The organism is Aquirufa ecclesiirivi, from assembly GCF_011250515.1.
Lineage (GTDB): Bacteria > Bacteroidota > Bacteroidia > Cytophagales > Spirosomataceae > Aquirufa > Aquirufa ecclesiirivi.
In genome coordinates this window covers 392,439-407,650 of the sequence record NZ_JAANOP010000001.1, presented here as the reverse complement: position 1 = coordinate 407,650, position 15,212 = coordinate 392,439, and the positions used below count along the sequence as shown (strand labels likewise).

Below are 15,212 nucleotides of genomic sequence, written 5' to 3'. Positions count from 1 at the left end.
TCGAACTAGTTTGATGAAACACGGGGCTGTTTTTTGCCTACATACAATCCGACGATAACAATGAGGGTTCCGATAAGTGTAAAAATGTCAATGGATTCCCCACTAAATAAATAGGCATAAATGTACCCAAAAACAGGACAAAGAAACATCCATAAAGAGGCAGATACAGGATCTTGATCAATTAAATAAAACCATAACCACAATGCTCCCATAGAAACGGGAAAAATTAACCAAGCTACAGAAAAGAAGAAGCGAAGATCAAAACTGGCGATTGAAACATCGGAATAAGAAGCGGTAAATGGTAGCAAGAAAAGCCCCCCTATCAGGACTTGCCAGCCATTAATCACAAATGAATTTAATTGCCATTCTGTCCGAACATAATATACCGTGGCTGCAGAAACCGTAATTATCCCTCCTATTAAAATCAATAAGCCCTTCCACACGTTGGGATCTAACTTAAGCTGCGAATAGGATGCTATAAGTATCCCACTTAAGCCCAGCAATAAACTACCGATTTCATTTCCTTGGGGTTTTCTTTGTAACAAAAGGGCCGATAATAAGGTAATAAATAAGGGATTGGTCGCGGTTGCTAAACTTCCTATACCTGGACTTAGAAACGTAAGGGCTAAAACAAATGAACCTAAATAGATGGTTGAATTTAAAAGCCCAAAAAAGGCTAATTGAGCCAATTCTTTTCTGGTGATTTGAATTCGACGATGGGATTGGAAAATATAGGATATCAGCAAAATGAAAATTCCAGCAAAAATCAAACGCACATTGGCTAAGATCAATGGATGTACCGACAGAATTCCCAATTTGGTGGCTACGGCTGCTGACGACCATAGCATGGCAAATAATAGGCCAAAAGCGATATTTTTCATGAATTCAATTTCTGTTCTATGATGGGGAGGTCTCCCTTTAAAAAATCTGTACTCGTTAAGATAGAAAGTATTCCAAGTTAAGGCGTATTAAGCAAAGGAAATGAATCTTCTTTTAAAATAAACTATTGAAAACCATATTTTGGGATTAATTTTGCAACCCGTTCCTAAAATTGAAATACCTATTCCACATGTCCAAACAATCCAACCGAACTAAAATCATTCTAATTCTCGGAATATTATCAGCGATAGGTCCCTTGTCGATTGATATGTATTTGCCTGCTTTCAAAAACATGGCTGAGGCTTTGCATTGCTCTCAAGAACAAATGGGGTATACCTTGTCAAGTTTCTTCTTTGGTATTTGCTTAGGTCAATTAGTGAATGGCCCATTATTAGATCACTTTGGAAGAAAAAATGTCCTATACGTTGGATTAAGTGTTTATGTGATTAGCTCTTTTGGATCTGCTTTTTCTACCACAGTAGAGCAACTGATTGTTTGGCGTTTCTTTCAGGCCATAGGTGGTAGTATCGGTATGGTAGCACCGAATGCCGTCATACGTGAAACGTTTAAAGAGTCCGAAAGACCTAAAATACTTTCTTTGATGATGCTTATTTTGGGGGTTTCGCCCATTTTAGCTCCATCATTAGGGAGTTTACTCTTAACCATCACCAATTGGAATGTCATTTTCGTACTATTAGGAATCATCACCTTGGTGATTATTTTCTTAATTAGAAGTTGGTTGCCAGAAAAAATCAACAAACACCCGAAGGGTAAGTTTAAAATGGGCAGCATACTTACATCTTATTTGGCCTTAATACCGGAAAAGCAATTTTTGACTTTTGCTATTTCTGGGGCTATCGGGTCGGGATGTATCTTTACGTTTGTTTCTGGGGCTCCACTTACATTTTTGAATTTTTACCATGCCGATGAAAAGCAATTTGGATGGATATTTGCTATGGTAGCTTCAGGAATTATTGGAGCAAGCCAGTTTAATCATTGGGTTTTAAAAAGATTCAGTAGTCAACAAGTTTTATCCTTCGTTTTACCCGTGCAGTTAGTACTAGGAATTGTTTTGGCGCTACTTTCTAAATTTGGATTGATCAATATTCAAATCAATATCCTCTTACTATTTTTAATATTGGCATGTCAAGGATTAGTCTTTCCTAACATCATAAGCTTGGCTTTACAGCCCTTCCATGAAGGGGCAGGTGCCGCTTCTGCTATGATGGGTGCTATGCAAATGGCCTGGGGCTCAATCTGCGCAACCATATTAGGATTGTTATTTGATGGAACTCCCTTTACCATGGCTATTATCATGGTTTTTTGTGCATTGACGGCCAATATTATCCTCTTTGTCGTTGGTAAAAAATACTTTATTTCAGAGGCTAGGATAAATACAGACGTGTAAATTAGCGAAATTAGTGTTTTCCCTTAAGTAAGGTAAAAAGTAGATCTTTAATGTATTTTTCTACAAAAACTTGCTTATTGTCAGGGCCACAATCTGTCAATTTAGGCAAATACATACTGAAAAATAATTGGGAATGAGACGTTTCAATAAGCGTACTACTCAAAGAATGAGGATATAAATACTGCGCATCGTAGGCTTGAATTAATCGAGAAATGCGCTCACACAAATCTTTATAAGGTTTAAAAACTTCATGCTGATTTATTTCTTTTACTTCTTTGACTAAGTAAACTTTACTACTCTCTGCAATAACGATTTGGTGTAAATAGTTCTTATTATAATCTGTCTGCCCAGCACTCTCAGGAAGTTCTCTGGTTAAGAGTTCAACCAATTTTTCTAATTTTGATTTAGGATTTAGCACGGGCTCTAACTGAAATACCACCAGGTATTCCATATAAGACCAATACCAATTTAAAATATACAAAAGAAGTCGGTGTTTGTTCTCAAAATAACGGTAAACCGTGGCCTCGGTCGTATTGATTTCCAATGCAAGTTTTTTAAAGGTAAAGTGCTCAAATCCCAATTGAAAAATTAAATCAATGGAATGTTTCACGATTTGCTTGCCCAACTCAGTACTGTCAGGATCTCGCAAATAGATTTTGTCATTTACCTTGAAACTTAAAGAATAGTCCATAATCCTAGAAATAGAACACAAACATACATGATAGAAAAACTATCTCAAAACAATTTTTCATTTTATTTGTAATAGTATTACTATTATTTAAAAAAGTATTTTTAAATTTGTTGCAGAAATATACAACTATGATAAAAAAGAACCCGATTGATCGAATAAGCAAGTTGGTTGTTGACCACAAAAAAGAGGTTACTTCCATTTATTTATTTTCTATTGTCAGTGGTTTAGTCAACTTGAGCTTGCCGCTCGGCGTCCAATCCATCATTGGTTTAGTGATGGGTGCCACGATGGTCACTTCTATTTACGTTTTGATCTTTTTCATAGTATTAGGTGTGTTATTGGTTGGCCTACTTCAAATCAACCAAATGAAAATTATTGAGGCCATTCAGCAGCGCATATTCACTCAGTATTCTTATGACTTTGCGGATAAGATTCCTAAAATGGATTTAATGAAAAATGACCAATATTTCATTCCTGAAAAAGTATCCCGCTTCTTTGATATTGTCAATATCCAAAAGGGTTTTGCCAAGTTGTTGTTAGATATTCCCATGGCCAGTGTACAGATTCTTTTTGGTACTATTTTATTGTCATTATACCACCCCTTCTTCATTGTATTTAGTCTTGTGCTATTAATTATGCTGGTATTCATTCTGTATGTCACAAGCCAAGTGGGGATTCAAACAAGTATTGAGGAATCCAATCATAAGTATAACGTAGCTAGCTTCTTTAGTGAGATTGGACGAACATTAAAATCGTTTAAATTCAGTCAAGGATTCGCGTTAAACTTCAAAAAAACAGATGCGAACGTGAGCCAATATTTATTAGCCAGAACAAAACACTTCCATGTTTTATTATTTCAATATAGAACATTGGTCACCTTTAAAGTGGTCTTGACCCTCATTACTCTTTCCTTGGGCTCCTATTTGCTGATTAACCAACAATTAAACTTGGGTGAATTCATCGCAGCTGAAATTGTCATATTGATGGTGATTGGTGCAGTAGAAAAACTTATCACTAGTTTAGATAGCGCCTATGACGTCATCACAGGATTAGAGAAAATAGCGAGTGTCACAGAAAGTCCGATGGAATCATCAGGCCAACTAGAACTTACTTCTAAACAAGGATTAGAAATAGAATTAAAACAACTGACTTTCCAATTTGAACCAGGAAAAAATATTTTAGAAAATCTTTCTTTACATATTACACCAGGACAAAAAGTTTCCGTACTAGGTACAGAAGGAGCTGGTAAATCCATGTTGTTACGTCTACTAACTGGCAACTATCAAAGCTTCCAAGGATCTATATTGATTAACCACATTCCAGTCCAAAATTATAGTTTAGCTAGCCTGAGAAAGCATACAGGAATACTGTTGCATGGCCAAGAAATTTTTGGAGGAACCGTTTGGGAAAACATCAGTTTAGGACAAGCAGATATAAGTCCTGAAATTATCATGGAGACTGCCAAAAAATTAGGATTTGAGAATTTCATATCTCATTTTCCTAAGGGTTTTGACCATATCATAGAGCCTATTGGTAAAAAAACACCCCAAACTATTATCAAAAAAATATTATTACTACGTGCCATTAGTGGTGAAAAAAAATTACTGCTTTTGGAAGAGCCATGGAATGGATTAGACCAACCTAGTGCCCAACGCTTGAAATCCTATTTAGTAAACCCAGATAATCAAGCCACTACCATCATTGTTTCGAATGACCCGGAATATGTAAGTGCTTCCAACCAACAAATCAACCTGTAACATGGAGAATTTCAAGTCATTTAAATTAATTTATCAACAAGGGAAAAGTTCACAAATCCGCATTTGGATGATGGGCCTTTTGCTTCTTACCGTGGGTATAATCTTTCTTCCTTGGACTCAGAATATTCAAACCAAAGGAAACATTACCAGTTTATATCAAGAACAAAAACCTCAAAAAATTTATAGCCCCATTGCTGGAAAAATAACCAATTGGTGGGTGAAAGAAGGCGACTTGGTACAACAGGGTGACACCTTGGTAAAAATAAGTGAGATTAAAGAAGATTACTTAGACCCTAACTTAATTGGCCGTACCCAAGATCAATTAAACGCCAAAAAAAATTCACTGGAATATTACACCCAGAAGGTACAAGCTACGGAGGCTCAAATCGCTAATTTAAAACAGTCTAAAAGCCTTAAGAAAAGTCAATTAGCCAACAAATTGATTCAACTCCAACAAAAAATCACGTCGGAGAAAGCCGAATTGGCAGCAAGTACCAACGAGCAAAACTTGGCAAAAGATCAATTGGAAAGATATCAACAGATGTACAAGGAAGGCTTGATTTCACAAACCCAATTTCAACAAAGAAATCAAACAGCTCAGAATGCTGTGGCCAAGAGAATCATGTCTGAAAATAAAGTAAATCAGACCATTCAAGATTTAAATAACACTCAAATCGAATTAAAAAGTGTGGATCAAGAATACGATGAGAAAATCAATAAAGCTGACAGTGAGCGTTTGCAAAGTATGGGGCAAATCGAAGCCAATAAAGGGGAAGTGGCCAAACTCGCCAATCAAGTCACCAACTATTCGATTCGTAATGGCATGTATTATATTTTAGCTCCTCAAAGCGGACAAGTAGTGCAATCGAAAAAAACAGGTATTGGTGAAATCATCAAAGACGGAGAAGAGCTATTGAGCATCGTCCCTCAAAATGAAAATTATGCCGTGGAAGTATTTGTTAGACCTATGGATTTGCCTCTTATCTCGCCTGGTCAATCCATTCGATTCATTTTTGACGGGTTCCCTGCTATCATTTTCTCTGGAGGATGGCCAGAACAAAGTTTTGGAACATTTGCAGGAAAGATACTGGTTGTGGAAAATGCCATCAACGCCAATGGCCTATTTCGGGTTATTGTTCAAGAGGATGCTCGATTTAAGAAATGGCCAAAACAAATCAAAATTGGTGCGGGTGTGAAAGGAATCATCTTACTCAAAGACGTCCCACTTTGGTATGAATTATGGAGAAATATCAACGGATTTCCTCCGGATTTTTACCAAGTTAAAAATGAAAAAAATAAGTCATATGAAAAATAAAATCCTCTGGCTTTTATTACTATCGAATGTGACTTGGGCGCAAAATAAAAGCTTGCATCCCGAGGCATATCTGAAAATTGTGGAAACATTCCATCCTATGGCTCGTCAAGCTCAGATTGGAATTAAAAAATCCGATGCTCAAATCCTGCAAGCAAGAGGAGCATTTGACCCCATTTTACGGCATTATATCACCAGTAAAACCTTAGATGGTACCAACTATTACCAATACAATGCTCCCGAATTAAGCATCCCAACTTGGTATGGAATAGAAGTCAATTCCGGAATTGAAAACTTACAAGGAAACCGACTCGATCCTAGTCAAACGACAGGTCAAACCAGCTATATCGGCATACAAGTTCCTTTGGCTAAAAACTTGTTGATGGACAAACGAAGAGCCGCATTGCAACAAGCCAAATTGATGAATCAAATGGCTTTTGCAGAACAAAGGGTGGTATTAAATCAATTGTTTTTAGATGCTATGGAAGCTTATTGGCATTGGTTAAAATGCTTTCAGGTGCTGAAAATCACGGGGCAAAATTTAGAGGCTGCTAAACGGCGTGTGGATTTTGTAAAAAGAAGTGTTGAGTTAGGTGACAGACCAGCCGTAGATACCTTGGAAGCTAGTACACAATTCATGTACATGGAAAACCAAAATTTGGCAAAAACCTTGGATTATGAAAATGCGACATTGCAATTATCCGCATTTTTGTGGCAAGAAAACAATGTACCGTCCAACCTGCCCAAAGAAGTTATTCCCGCAGAAGTATGGGCCGACTATAGCTTATTTTCCAACTTTGATTTAAGCCTGAATTCGATCCTAGAGAAAGTCGATGCATTCCATCCCGAACTACAAGCTTATCAATTTAAAATTGCTGGACTAACGGTGGAAAAAAAGTTAAAATTTCAAAGCTTACTGCCCAAAATTGATCTTGAATACAATCACTTAATGAAAGAGAAATCTAGTGGCTATTCGGGTGCATTATTGGCCAATAATTATCGCTTTGGGATTAAGTTTGAGTTGCCTTTGCGACTTTCTTCTGGAAGAGGAGAATACCAAAATGCTAAACTTAAAATTGAAGAGGAAACAATCCTTCTTTCTCAGAAAAAACAACAGATTCAAATTAAAATCAATAGCTATTTCAATCAATTTCAGAACCTCAAAAAACAGATTCAAACACAGGAAAAGGCGGTGATCTCTTATGTTTCCTTAACCAAAGCTGAAGAATCTAAGTTTGCTCAAGGTGAATCATCTTTGTTCTTGATCAATAGTCGGGAAATAAAAGCCTTAGAAGCTGCCGAAAAATTGCTGGACTTGAAAGCCTATTTATTCAAAACGGTCTATGCTTTACAAGCCAGTGCAGGTTTATTGATATAAAAAAAGGCAAGGAAATTCCTTGCCTTGACCAGAATCAAATACGACTACGAAGCTTGATATTCTAAAATATCCGCAGGCTGACATTCCAAAGCTTCACATATCGCTTCCAAGGTACTAAAGCGAATGGCTTTTGCCTTTCCGGTTTTTAAAATAGATAAATTGGATAAGGTTAAATCTACTTTCTCCGACAATTCGTTGAGAGACATTTTTCTTTTTGCCATCATGACATCTAGATTTACGACAATAGGCATAGTTATACAGTTAAATCGTTTTCCGCTTGAATTTCCACCCCTTTTTTGAAGATCTGAGCAAATAAGAAGATAAGGCCAGAAAGAAAAAGTGCCTCGCCTCCATTCCAATCCATTTTAGGTAAATCCATGCTCTCTTGGTAAATCGTAGCTCCTAAGGATATTAGCCAAAGATAAACAATCATCAAACTGATTTTTTCCATTAGATTAGCAACTTCCATTTGAAATGGACTTGTAAGGTTAATCTTGGATAAGGTTTTAATAACCAAATGGGCTATGTAGGCCTTTAAGGCTAAAAGACCCGCCGTAATTCCTACAAATAAGGAATAGTGCACAAAACTCTCATTCATCAAATCATACAAGTTTAATCCCTGATACAAATCTTTGGCAACCTGCTGATTATATAAACTTAAGATATAAGTGAAAATGATGGCTCCGCATTTAATCGAAATGCCAATGTAAGCAATCCATGAAAGCACATTCATGATGGCTAAAATACTCGCTGTTTTCGTTTTCATCAATTGTTATATTTAATTGTTATGCAAATTTTAACAATTATTTATTGATAAACAATAAATTTAGAATATTTTTCAATAAATTTTTATTGATGATTGGCGAAGACCTATTTTTTCATTTGGCTAATCTTATACACTTTTCCTGTTTTATCATAGGTAATCCATTCTCCGGATTGCTCCCCTTCTGTAAAATATCCTGAGCGTAATTTCGTGCCATCTTTACGAAACCATTCCCAATACCCTGTGGAAACACCATTGATTTGCTGGCCCTTTGCCCACAAAGAACCATCTCGATGATATAGGCGAAATTCTTCTTCCATTATTTTCAGCTTAATTGATTCATTTTTCTTTTCTGCTGCCATTGATAATAAAATCTACAGAGCGGAAAATAAAGTAAGGCAACAGCAAGCCACAGCATGTAGACTTGGCTAAGGCTCAAACCGATGAATGATTTGGGCCTACTTAATTGAAATCCAAATTCTAAATCATGCCGAGAAAAGCCTTGATTGAAAATGAATACAAACAAAATCAGGTGAAGTACAAACCAATGACTAACAAAGAAGAATAGCGGTACTCGTCCAAAAGTACTGAGTATTTCTATTCCTTTTTTTCCAACAAATTGACTTCCACTCAACAATAAAAACATGATCCCTAAAGTCAACATCGTGAAACTAATACTCGGTGGATATTTAGCCACATTTAAAAACGACATTACTTGTTTTGTCCATTGTCCGTCTATTTGCCAAGGTGAATCACCCCCCAGATTAACAAAACGAACAAGTAAAAAAAGGAGACATAAGCTAAGACCCAATTTAGCAAATTCGGCATGCGTTTTATCCAAAAAATAATGACCCATGGAATACCCAAGTAAACTTATTCCTAGCCAGGAAATAGGAGGATAACCTACTACCAATAAGGTTCCGTTAGGCAAAGGAAAGGCATTGGGACTAATTAAAAATGAAAGCGGTTTTAAAAACGTAGGTTGGGCCACGTACAAGAACTGTTGTATTAAAATGATACTTATAGCCAATATGAAAATTTGCTTTGAAGTATACCGAGAAATAAGTCCGATAATCACCATAGAAAAACCAATAGCGCTTAGCACATCCACCAGCACCAGCCCAAAACGGATATCAAAAAATAGGCCAAAATTTACTACGGTTAGATCTAATAAGATTAACCAAGCTCCTCGACGGATCATGTGCTGACTAAACTGCTTTTTATTTACTGATCTTTGACCTACTAAAAAGGCTGAACTTCCCGCTAGAAAAACGAAAATTGGTGCGCAAAGATGCGTGATGATACGGGTATAAAATATAGAAGGAGTGGTCACGGATAAATCGGTTGGAGATTGATCAATGGAGTGAATATGAAACAAATCCCTCACATGATCCAGCAGCATGAGAATCACGACAATGCCCCTTAAAAAATCGATGCTTTCAATTCTTTTTATCATGTCAAACTTACTTCTTGATAGTGCTCCACTACGGGAAATGGCTCATAATAATGATGCAATAATTCTTTCCAATGTACATATTGAGGAGATTGTCGAAAGCCAATCGTATGATCTTCCAATTTCTCCCAATGCACCCATAATATATATTTATTTTCTTGTTCCATACATTTCAGTAAGGAATGAGCATGGTATCCTGAAATAGAACGAATGTATTGGCTCGCCGTCTTGAAGTCTGATTCAAATAAGGCTTCTTGTCCATTTTTAACCTTTAATACTGCCACTTCTACAATCATCTCAAAATTATATTATTGATTATTTAAACTCTTTACTCCAATAATCAAACCTGTGGACCAAGCAAGTTTGGTCATCGTTAAGTCTTTCCTTGTTTCCAATTCATTGATCAAATTTTCTGCTTTTTCACCGTGACCTTCCGGCCAATTAGGCTGCTCGATCATGTCATCAATAATATATATTCCACCAGGATCCAACATGTTCAACACCTCATTTAACAATAAGTATTTGCCATGCCAAGTATCCGCAAAAATAAAATCATATTCATTGGTTAGATGACTCAGTACCCAATCTGCGCCATCTGAATTAACCAATTCTAATCTTGAGTCAGAACCTAAATATTCTCTAGCAATAGATAAAAAAGCTTCATCATTGTCTATGGAAGTCAAAGTCGATTTCTGATCCATTCCATCCAAAATCCAGGAAGTAGACAAACCTGTTCCTGTTCCCAATTCAAGAAATCTAGATGCTGGTTTAGAAGCAGCCAATGTCCGTAGCAGAGAACCCGTCAATACATCTGATGCCATACTAAAACCCGATAAGTGGGTTTTTTCTTGAATACCTAGATATTTCGGTGGTAAATTAATCTGTTTAGTTTCATCCATAGATTTTAATTGCAGTTTAACATTTATTTACACTCGTTGTCAGCTTGTTGATTCATAAAGGACAACTTGTCCCAATAGCCTCTTTGATAAACGATTTGACCGTTTTCTATCCAAAAAAATCCACAGCCTCGTAAACCTTTAGGATCCTTCCATTCTAAGATGCCTACATTTCCATCTTGAAATATATTCTCTACTAAACAAACCATGTCAAATTGCTCAAATTCCCTCTGAAACATCTCACGAATGGCTTCTCTTCCTTGTACAATTCCATTGGGAGTTTGATGATTGATGCAATCTTCCGAATACAAAGCGGCTAGTTTATCCGCATCGTATTGGTTAAAGAGGTCAACCCACCTTTGGAGAATTTCTGTTGGTTGTGTCATCTTGGAAAGTCAAATTATAGCCCTTTCAAGATTATCAATTTTACCTGAATTAAAAATAAAATGCTTAAAAATTGGTGGGATTAATTAAAATTTCTAATATTGTAACCTTATTTATTACAGTATGATTTCAGGCAAGTTTGCTATTTCGTTGCATATTTTAACGTTGTTGACCAAATTTCCGAACGAATATTTGTCGTCTGATTTTATAGCTGGCAGTTTAAACTTACACCCTGTTCTGGTTAGAAAAGAAATTGTTAATCTGAAAAACAACCAGCTAGTGATTAGTAAAGAAGGGAAAAATGGAGGGACTATGTTAGCAAAATCGGCTTCTCAAATTACCTTAGATCAAGTATTAAAAATTACCTTGGAAAAGGTTTCATTTGGATATTCCAAAAATCACCCTAACCCAAATTGCCCGGTTGGGGAAAAAATGAATAACAAATTAGACATGCTATATACTACCCTAAATAATCAAATTACTGGCCAATTGATGAACATCACTTTGGAGCAGTTCTCTAATGATTTCTAAGTTTTTTTTATTCATTACTGTAACTTTTTTTATTACATTAAATTTTATTATCATGAAAATCGCTCTTATCGGATCAACCGGATTTGTAGGTAAAGCCCTACTACAAGAATTAGTAAATCGACAACACGAAGTGCTTGCCATTGCTAGAAACCCCCAACTCTCCCTGGAGCATCCGCTCATTACTTGGAAACAGGTTGATATTTCGCAAGTAGACGAACTAGCGCAAGCTTTATATGGAGTTGATGCTGTCATTAATAGTTTCAATGCTGGTTGGACGAATCCTAACTTGTATCACGACTTCTTGGAAGGTTCTAAGAAAATTCAAGAAGCGGTGAAAGCATCAGGAGTGAAACGTTTTATCACCATCGGTGGTGCAGGAAGTTTATACATTGCTCCAGGCTTACAATTAGTTGATACGCCTGAATTTCCTCAAGAATATTATGCTGGGGCCACTGCAGCCAGGGATTATTTAACCTATCTAAAAAATGAAAAAGAATTAGATTGGGCCTTTATTAGCCCAGCTATTGAGATGCATCCTGGAATTACATCTGGCAGAACAGGCCAATATCGATTAGGTTTAGAGAATCCAGTATTTGATTCCAATCAACGCAGCATCTTATCAGTAGAAGATTTAGCAGTAGTCATAGTGGATGAAGTGGAACAAGCTAAACACCATCAAGTTAGGTTTACAGCTGCCTATTAAAATAAGTCTTGGATTCAGTAAAGCAATACTTGAATCCAAGATTTAATTACTCAAGTCAAAGCAATTTTTAAATTTTATTTCCCTAAAACCACCCCAAATATATATTCTGGAGAATGTAAGTTGGATACTCCGGTCGACGAATGATATATTTTCCATTCTGACCGAAGTAACATCTTTGGAAATAGTTTATAATCTGCACCCAATGAAGCTGATTGCATATAAGTTCCTTGAGCTGTTGAGATCGCCTTTGGATCTGAAAATTGCTCCCATCGACTTGTCAATTTCCAATGCTCCCCAAGCTGAGCTTGCACCATCAAAGCCTCCCCATGCCAAAATTCATTTTGGTAACCTAGGTCTGAGATGAGCACGGTCTTGATCTTTTCCGACAAAGGAATAACCAGGTAAAAATCGTGAAATAACCGAAGTCCATTCCCCTCATTTCCTATAAATCCACTAGAATTCCAAGTCCAAGATTTGGAAGAAATAAATTGTATTTGTGTACCCAAGGCTGGTCTACATTCTTGAATATGTTGCCAACCTCTTAGTCCAAATAAACCAAACGTCCATGCCGTATTTGGTCTGAAATAAAGACTCAGACCTGATTCATAATAAGGTGAATATTCGGCGACTAAACTACGAGAAAGTGTCCAATTCTGGGAATTTTTAGCCGATTCAAATCCAATATGTGAAGGAAAAACCCCAGCCATGATGGTCCATTCAGGATGAAGCCTATAGGAGACATTTAACTCAAATACATTTTTCCAAAAACTGGGTTCATTCGCTAAATTTCTTCGGGCATAGGTTCCTATCATTCCAGAAATTTGTGCACTTAAAGGCCCCTTTGTCCATGAAAGGCCCAAGATTCCGAGGTTCAAATCCAGCTGATTTGCTCGACCATGATTGTAAAAAAAGGGATCTCTTTCATGAGCTAATTTATCTGCGGGATCGAGCAAATAATATCCCTCTGCATAGGCTGATAATTGAAGGGATTTTTGGCTAAGGCTATCTTCTTGGCCAAAAATCCCGAATGAAATACTAAGAAATAGGACTAGTTTTTTCACTAGATTCGTTTTAATTCCATTTGCTCCATGGATTGATAAACCAAGGGAACATATTCAATTTCAACATCAGATTTATCTAATCCAAATGCCTGTTCGTCTCTTTGTCCCATTCTTTTTAATTTAAAATAAGAATTTAATAATAATCCTTCTTTCAACGTAAATTCGTTTTCCACAGATAAAAATTTCTCGATAATCACAAATTTAAAATCTGGCTCTGCATTGTACTTCGTTGAACCATCTGGACGAATATGTAAATTTAACTCCTTATTTTTTACTAAATCTTGGACAATTTTCTTGAAATAAAATTCAGTTTTGGGTTGAATACGGAAGCCAATGTTCAAATTGATTTTTATTACTTTATCGTCGACTAATTCATGAACAGAATAGGAAAGCGTATAAGGCTCTTCGGTACGGTCAATATGCAAAAACCAATAGACATCTGCCCGCTTAGGTCTTTTTGAAAAGATGGATTTGATAATTTTATCTTCTATATCTTGACGATTATTGGCCTTCGTCATATAAATTAAATGCGTAGAAAATTTTGGAATAAGCTCATCTTCACTTAAATCTTTAATTTGTTGCACGTACTTACCCAAGTCAATGAATTTTGTAAATCGATTGTTTATTTTTCTAGCATAGTACCAAATATACATGGTTAAGAAAATAAATAATTCAAAAAACAAAAACATCCATCGCTCTTTAATTTTAGCCACATTCGCGATAAAAAAGGAAAGTTCAATCATCGTAAATAAGGCCATTATTGCATAGACATAAACCCTTTTCCAATGCAGTTTATACAGTAAAAAATAACTCAACAAATAGGTCGTCATCATCATGGCTACGGTAATAGAAAAGCCATAAGCTGCTTCCATATGACTAGATGATTGAAAATATAATATCATCAAAATACAACCTACCCATAAAATAGAATTGACACTAGGAATAAATATTTGGCCTTTTAATTCCGTAGGTTGGCGAACGGTTACTCTTGGCCAAAAATTTAAATTGACTGCTTCATTAATCATGGTAAAACTCCCACTAATGAGGGCTTGGGAAGCGATGATCGTGGCCATAGTAGCAATGCCTACTCCTACTAATAAAAACCACGAGGGCATCAATTCATAAAATGGATTCCGACCATTCAATACTTGTTGTCCTTGATGCAAAATCCAAGCTGCTTGACCTAAATAGTTGGTGATTAAACACGTCTTGACAAAAGCCCAGGTGATTCGGATATTTTTAACCCCACAATGACCAAGGTCTGAATACAAAGCTTCTGCCCCAGTAGTTGCTAAAAATACAGCCCCCAATAACCAGAAACCTTGAGGATATTGAGTTAATAATTGATACGCATAAAAAGGATTTAGCGCATGTAAAACCGTAGGATGCTGAAGCACTTGACTAATGCCCAGGATAAATAACATACTAAACCAAATAACCATAATGGGTCCAAAAGTTCCACCCACTTTCTGCGTGCCGAATCGTTGAACAAAGAACAAAACAGATAGGATAACGATGACAATAGGCACGGTAGGAATCGATTCAAATCCTGGTACCATGACCAGCCCTTCTACTGCAGATGCTACTGAAATGGGTGGTGTAATAATACCATCCGCCAACAAAGTTGTTGCCCCTAAAATGGTAGGAATAACTAAGTTTTTGCCATGTTGTCTAACTAAGGCATACAAAGAAAAAATCCCTCCTTCTCCTTGATTATCTGCTTGCAAAGTCAGCCAAATATATTTGACACTCGTTTGAAAAACGAGCGTCCAAAAAACACAGGATATTCCACCATATACCAAGGTTTCCTCGATAGGCCTCTCTCCAATGATGGCTTTAAAAACATATAAGGGACTGGTTCCAATATCCCCATAAATAATGCCCAGCGCCACCAATAAGGAGGTAGCAGTCACTTTCTTTGATACTAAATGATAGTTCTTTTCCATGTCTAATTTTTATCTGGCGCAAAGGTTGCAATTGCCTCATCAAGCCAGCA

17 protein-coding genes are annotated in these 15,212 nt (G+C 36.5%); 6 read left to right on the top strand and 11 right to left on the bottom strand.

Features of this window, described 5'->3' with window-relative positions; all coding sequences use genetic code 11:
* Positions 1 to 5: 5 nt before the first annotated feature.
* Positions 6 to 881 (bottom strand): DMT family transporter, encoded by an 876-nt coding sequence (locus G9H65_RS01680; RefSeq protein WP_166373619.1) that lies wholly within the window; start codon positions 879 to 881, stop codon positions 6 to 8.
* Positions 882 to 1,069: 188 nt separating this feature from the next.
* On the opposite strand from G9H65_RS01680, the gene G9H65_RS01675 reads away from it, so the two are divergent.
* On the top strand, positions 1,070 to 2,287 hold the full coding sequence (locus tag G9H65_RS01675; protein WP_166373618.1) for a multidrug effflux MFS transporter: 1,218 nt from the start codon (positions 1,070 to 1,072) through the stop codon (positions 2,285 to 2,287).
* A gap of 10 nt (positions 2,288 to 2,297) precedes the next feature.
* Here G9H65_RS01675 and G9H65_RS01670 read toward each other — a convergent pair whose 3' ends face one another.
* Positions 2,298 to 2,978: a TetR/AcrR family transcriptional regulator gene (locus G9H65_RS01670; RefSeq protein WP_166373617.1), complete on the bottom strand. Its 681-nt coding sequence runs from the start codon at positions 2,976 to 2,978 to the stop codon at positions 2,298 to 2,300.
* Between the two features lie 128 nt (positions 2,979 to 3,106).
* Here G9H65_RS01670 and G9H65_RS01665 point away from each other — a divergent pair, with 128 nt between their 5' ends.
* Genes G9H65_RS01665 through G9H65_RS01655 form a run of 3 tightly spaced genes read left to right on the top strand, consistent with a single transcriptional unit; the run spans position 3,107 to position 7,425 of the window.
* Positions 3,107 to 4,735 carry a peptidase domain-containing ABC transporter gene (locus G9H65_RS01665; protein WP_235927437.1) on the top strand — a complete coding sequence of 543 codons (1,629 nt, stop codon included), beginning with the start codon at positions 3,107 to 3,109 and terminating at the stop codon, positions 4,733 to 4,735.
* A 1-nt stretch (position 4,736) separates the two neighbouring features.
* The gene (locus G9H65_RS01660; RefSeq protein WP_166373616.1) at positions 4,737 to 6,050 is read left to right on the top strand and encodes an HlyD family secretion protein; all 1,314 of its coding nucleotides are present in this window, start codon (positions 4,737 to 4,739) and stop codon (positions 6,048 to 6,050) included.
* Complete coding sequence (locus G9H65_RS01655; protein WP_166373615.1) at positions 6,040 to 7,425, top strand: TolC family protein; 1,386 nt, start codon at positions 6,040 to 6,042, stop codon at positions 7,423 to 7,425. The genes G9H65_RS01660 and G9H65_RS01655 overlap by 11 nt, the downstream gene beginning before the upstream one ends.
* Positions 7,426 to 7,469: 44 nt before the next feature.
* Here the strand turns inward: G9H65_RS01655 and G9H65_RS01650 are convergent, their stop codons facing one another.
* From G9H65_RS01650 to G9H65_RS01620, 7 genes are all read right to left on the bottom strand, one after another.
* The gene (locus tag G9H65_RS01650) at positions 7,470 to 7,676 is read right to left on the bottom strand and encodes a helix-turn-helix domain-containing protein (RefSeq protein WP_166229175.1); all 207 of its coding nucleotides are present in this window, start codon (positions 7,674 to 7,676) and stop codon (positions 7,470 to 7,472) included.
* A gap of 2 nt (positions 7,677 to 7,678) precedes the next feature.
* Positions 7,679 to 8,191: a DUF2975 domain-containing protein gene (locus G9H65_RS01645; protein WP_166373614.1), complete on the bottom strand. Its 513-nt coding sequence runs from the start codon at positions 8,189 to 8,191 to the stop codon at positions 7,679 to 7,681.
* A 104-nt stretch (positions 8,192 to 8,295) separates the two neighbouring features.
* Positions 8,296 to 8,508, bottom strand: a complete 213-nt coding sequence (locus tag G9H65_RS01640) for a toxin-antitoxin system YwqK family antitoxin (RefSeq protein ID WP_166373613.1) — start codon at positions 8,506 to 8,508, stop codon at positions 8,296 to 8,298.
* A gap of 5 nt (positions 8,509 to 8,513) precedes the next feature.
* Positions 8,514 to 9,644 (bottom strand): DUF1624 domain-containing protein, encoded by a 1,131-nt coding sequence (locus G9H65_RS01635; protein ID WP_166373612.1) that lies wholly within the window; start codon positions 9,642 to 9,644, stop codon positions 8,514 to 8,516.
* Positions 9,641 to 9,937, bottom strand: a complete 297-nt coding sequence (locus G9H65_RS01630; RefSeq protein WP_166373611.1) for an antibiotic biosynthesis monooxygenase family protein — start codon at positions 9,935 to 9,937, stop codon at positions 9,641 to 9,643. Before G9H65_RS01630 ends, G9H65_RS01635 begins: the two co-directional genes overlap by 4 nt.
* Before the next feature lie 12 nt (positions 9,938 to 9,949).
* Positions 9,950 to 10,540, bottom strand: a complete 591-nt coding sequence (locus tag G9H65_RS01625) for an O-methyltransferase (RefSeq protein WP_166373610.1) — start codon at positions 10,538 to 10,540, stop codon at positions 9,950 to 9,952.
* Positions 10,541 to 10,563: 23 nt separating this feature from the next.
* The gene (locus tag G9H65_RS01620; RefSeq protein ID WP_166373609.1) at positions 10,564 to 10,923 is read right to left on the bottom strand and encodes a nuclear transport factor 2 family protein; all 360 of its coding nucleotides are present in this window, start codon (positions 10,921 to 10,923) and stop codon (positions 10,564 to 10,566) included.
* 121 nt (positions 10,924 to 11,044) lie between these two features.
* Here G9H65_RS01620 and G9H65_RS01615 point away from each other — a divergent pair, with 121 nt between their 5' ends.
* Together G9H65_RS01615 and G9H65_RS01610 are read left to right on the top strand one after the other, a co-directional pair.
* On the top strand, positions 11,045 to 11,452 hold the full coding sequence (locus tag G9H65_RS01615) for an RrF2 family transcriptional regulator (protein WP_166373608.1): 408 nt from the start codon (positions 11,045 to 11,047) through the stop codon (positions 11,450 to 11,452).
* A 52-nt stretch (positions 11,453 to 11,504) separates the two neighbouring features.
* Entirely contained in the window at positions 11,505 to 12,155 is a 651-nt protein-coding gene (locus tag G9H65_RS01610; RefSeq protein ID WP_166373607.1) for an NAD(P)-dependent oxidoreductase, read from the top strand.
* A 74-nt stretch (positions 12,156 to 12,229) separates the two neighbouring features.
* Here G9H65_RS01610 and G9H65_RS01605 read toward each other — a convergent pair whose 3' ends face one another.
* Both G9H65_RS01605 and G9H65_RS01600 read right to left on the bottom strand, forming a co-directional pair.
* Complete coding sequence (locus G9H65_RS01605) at positions 12,230 to 13,216, bottom strand: outer membrane beta-barrel protein (protein ID WP_166373606.1); 987 nt, start codon at positions 13,214 to 13,216, stop codon at positions 12,230 to 12,232.
* Complete coding sequence (locus G9H65_RS01600) at positions 13,216 to 15,162, bottom strand: KUP/HAK/KT family potassium transporter (RefSeq protein ID WP_166373605.1); 1,947 nt, start codon at positions 15,160 to 15,162, stop codon at positions 13,216 to 13,218. The genes G9H65_RS01605 and G9H65_RS01600 overlap by 1 nt, the downstream gene beginning before the upstream one ends.
* Positions 15,163 to 15,212 lie beyond the last annotated feature (50 nt).

Excerpts from the sequence above, each read along its gene's own strand:
- G9H65_RS01645 (WP_166373614.1), bottom strand. The coding sequence starts at position 8,191 with ATGAAAACGAAAACAGCGAGTATTTTAGCCATCATGAATGTGCTTTCA.
- G9H65_RS01610 (WP_166373607.1), top strand. The coding sequence starts at position 11,505 with ATGAAAATCGCTCTTATCGGATCAACCGGATTTGTAGGTAAAGCCCTA.
- G9H65_RS01600 (WP_166373605.1), bottom strand. The coding sequence starts at position 15,162 with ATGGAAAAGAACTATCATTTAGTATCAAAGAAAGTGACTGCTACCTCC.
- G9H65_RS01635 (WP_166373612.1), bottom strand. The coding sequence starts at position 9,644 with ATGATAAAAAGAATTGAAAGCATCGATTTTTTAAGGGGCATTGTCGTG.
- G9H65_RS01625 (WP_166373610.1), bottom strand. The coding sequence starts at position 10,540 with ATGGATGAAACTAAACAGATTAATTTACCACCGAAATATCTAGGTATT.
- G9H65_RS01675 (WP_166373618.1), top strand. The coding sequence starts at position 1,070 with ATGTCCAAACAATCCAACCGAACTAAAATCATTCTAATTCTCGGAATA.
- G9H65_RS01620 (WP_166373609.1), bottom strand. The coding sequence starts at position 10,923 with ATGACACAACCAACAGAAATTCTCCAAAGGTGGGTTGACCTCTTTAAC.
- G9H65_RS01650 (WP_166229175.1), bottom strand. The coding sequence starts at position 7,676 with ATGCCTATTGTCGTAAATCTAGATGTCATGATGGCAAAAAGAAAAATG.
- G9H65_RS01660 (WP_166373616.1), top strand. The coding sequence starts at position 4,737 with ATGGAGAATTTCAAGTCATTTAAATTAATTTATCAACAAGGGAAAAGT.
- G9H65_RS01665 (WP_235927437.1), top strand. The coding sequence starts at position 3,107 with ATGATAAAAAAGAACCCGATTGATCGAATAAGCAAGTTGGTTGTTGAC.
- G9H65_RS01680 (WP_166373619.1), bottom strand. The coding sequence starts at position 881 with ATGAAAAATATCGCTTTTGGCCTATTATTTGCCATGCTATGGTCGTCA.
- G9H65_RS01670 (WP_166373617.1), bottom strand. The coding sequence starts at position 2,978 with ATGGACTATTCTTTAAGTTTCAAGGTAAATGACAAAATCTATTTGCGA.
- G9H65_RS01615 (WP_166373608.1), top strand. The coding sequence starts at position 11,045 with ATGATTTCAGGCAAGTTTGCTATTTCGTTGCATATTTTAACGTTGTTG.
- G9H65_RS01630 (WP_166373611.1), bottom strand. The coding sequence starts at position 9,937 with ATGATTGTAGAAGTGGCAGTATTAAAGGTTAAAAATGGACAAGAAGCC.
- G9H65_RS01640 (WP_166373613.1), bottom strand. The coding sequence starts at position 8,508 with ATGGAAGAAGAATTTCGCCTATATCATCGAGATGGTTCTTTGTGGGCA.
- G9H65_RS01655 (WP_166373615.1), top strand. The coding sequence starts at position 6,040 with ATGAAAAATAAAATCCTCTGGCTTTTATTACTATCGAATGTGACTTGG.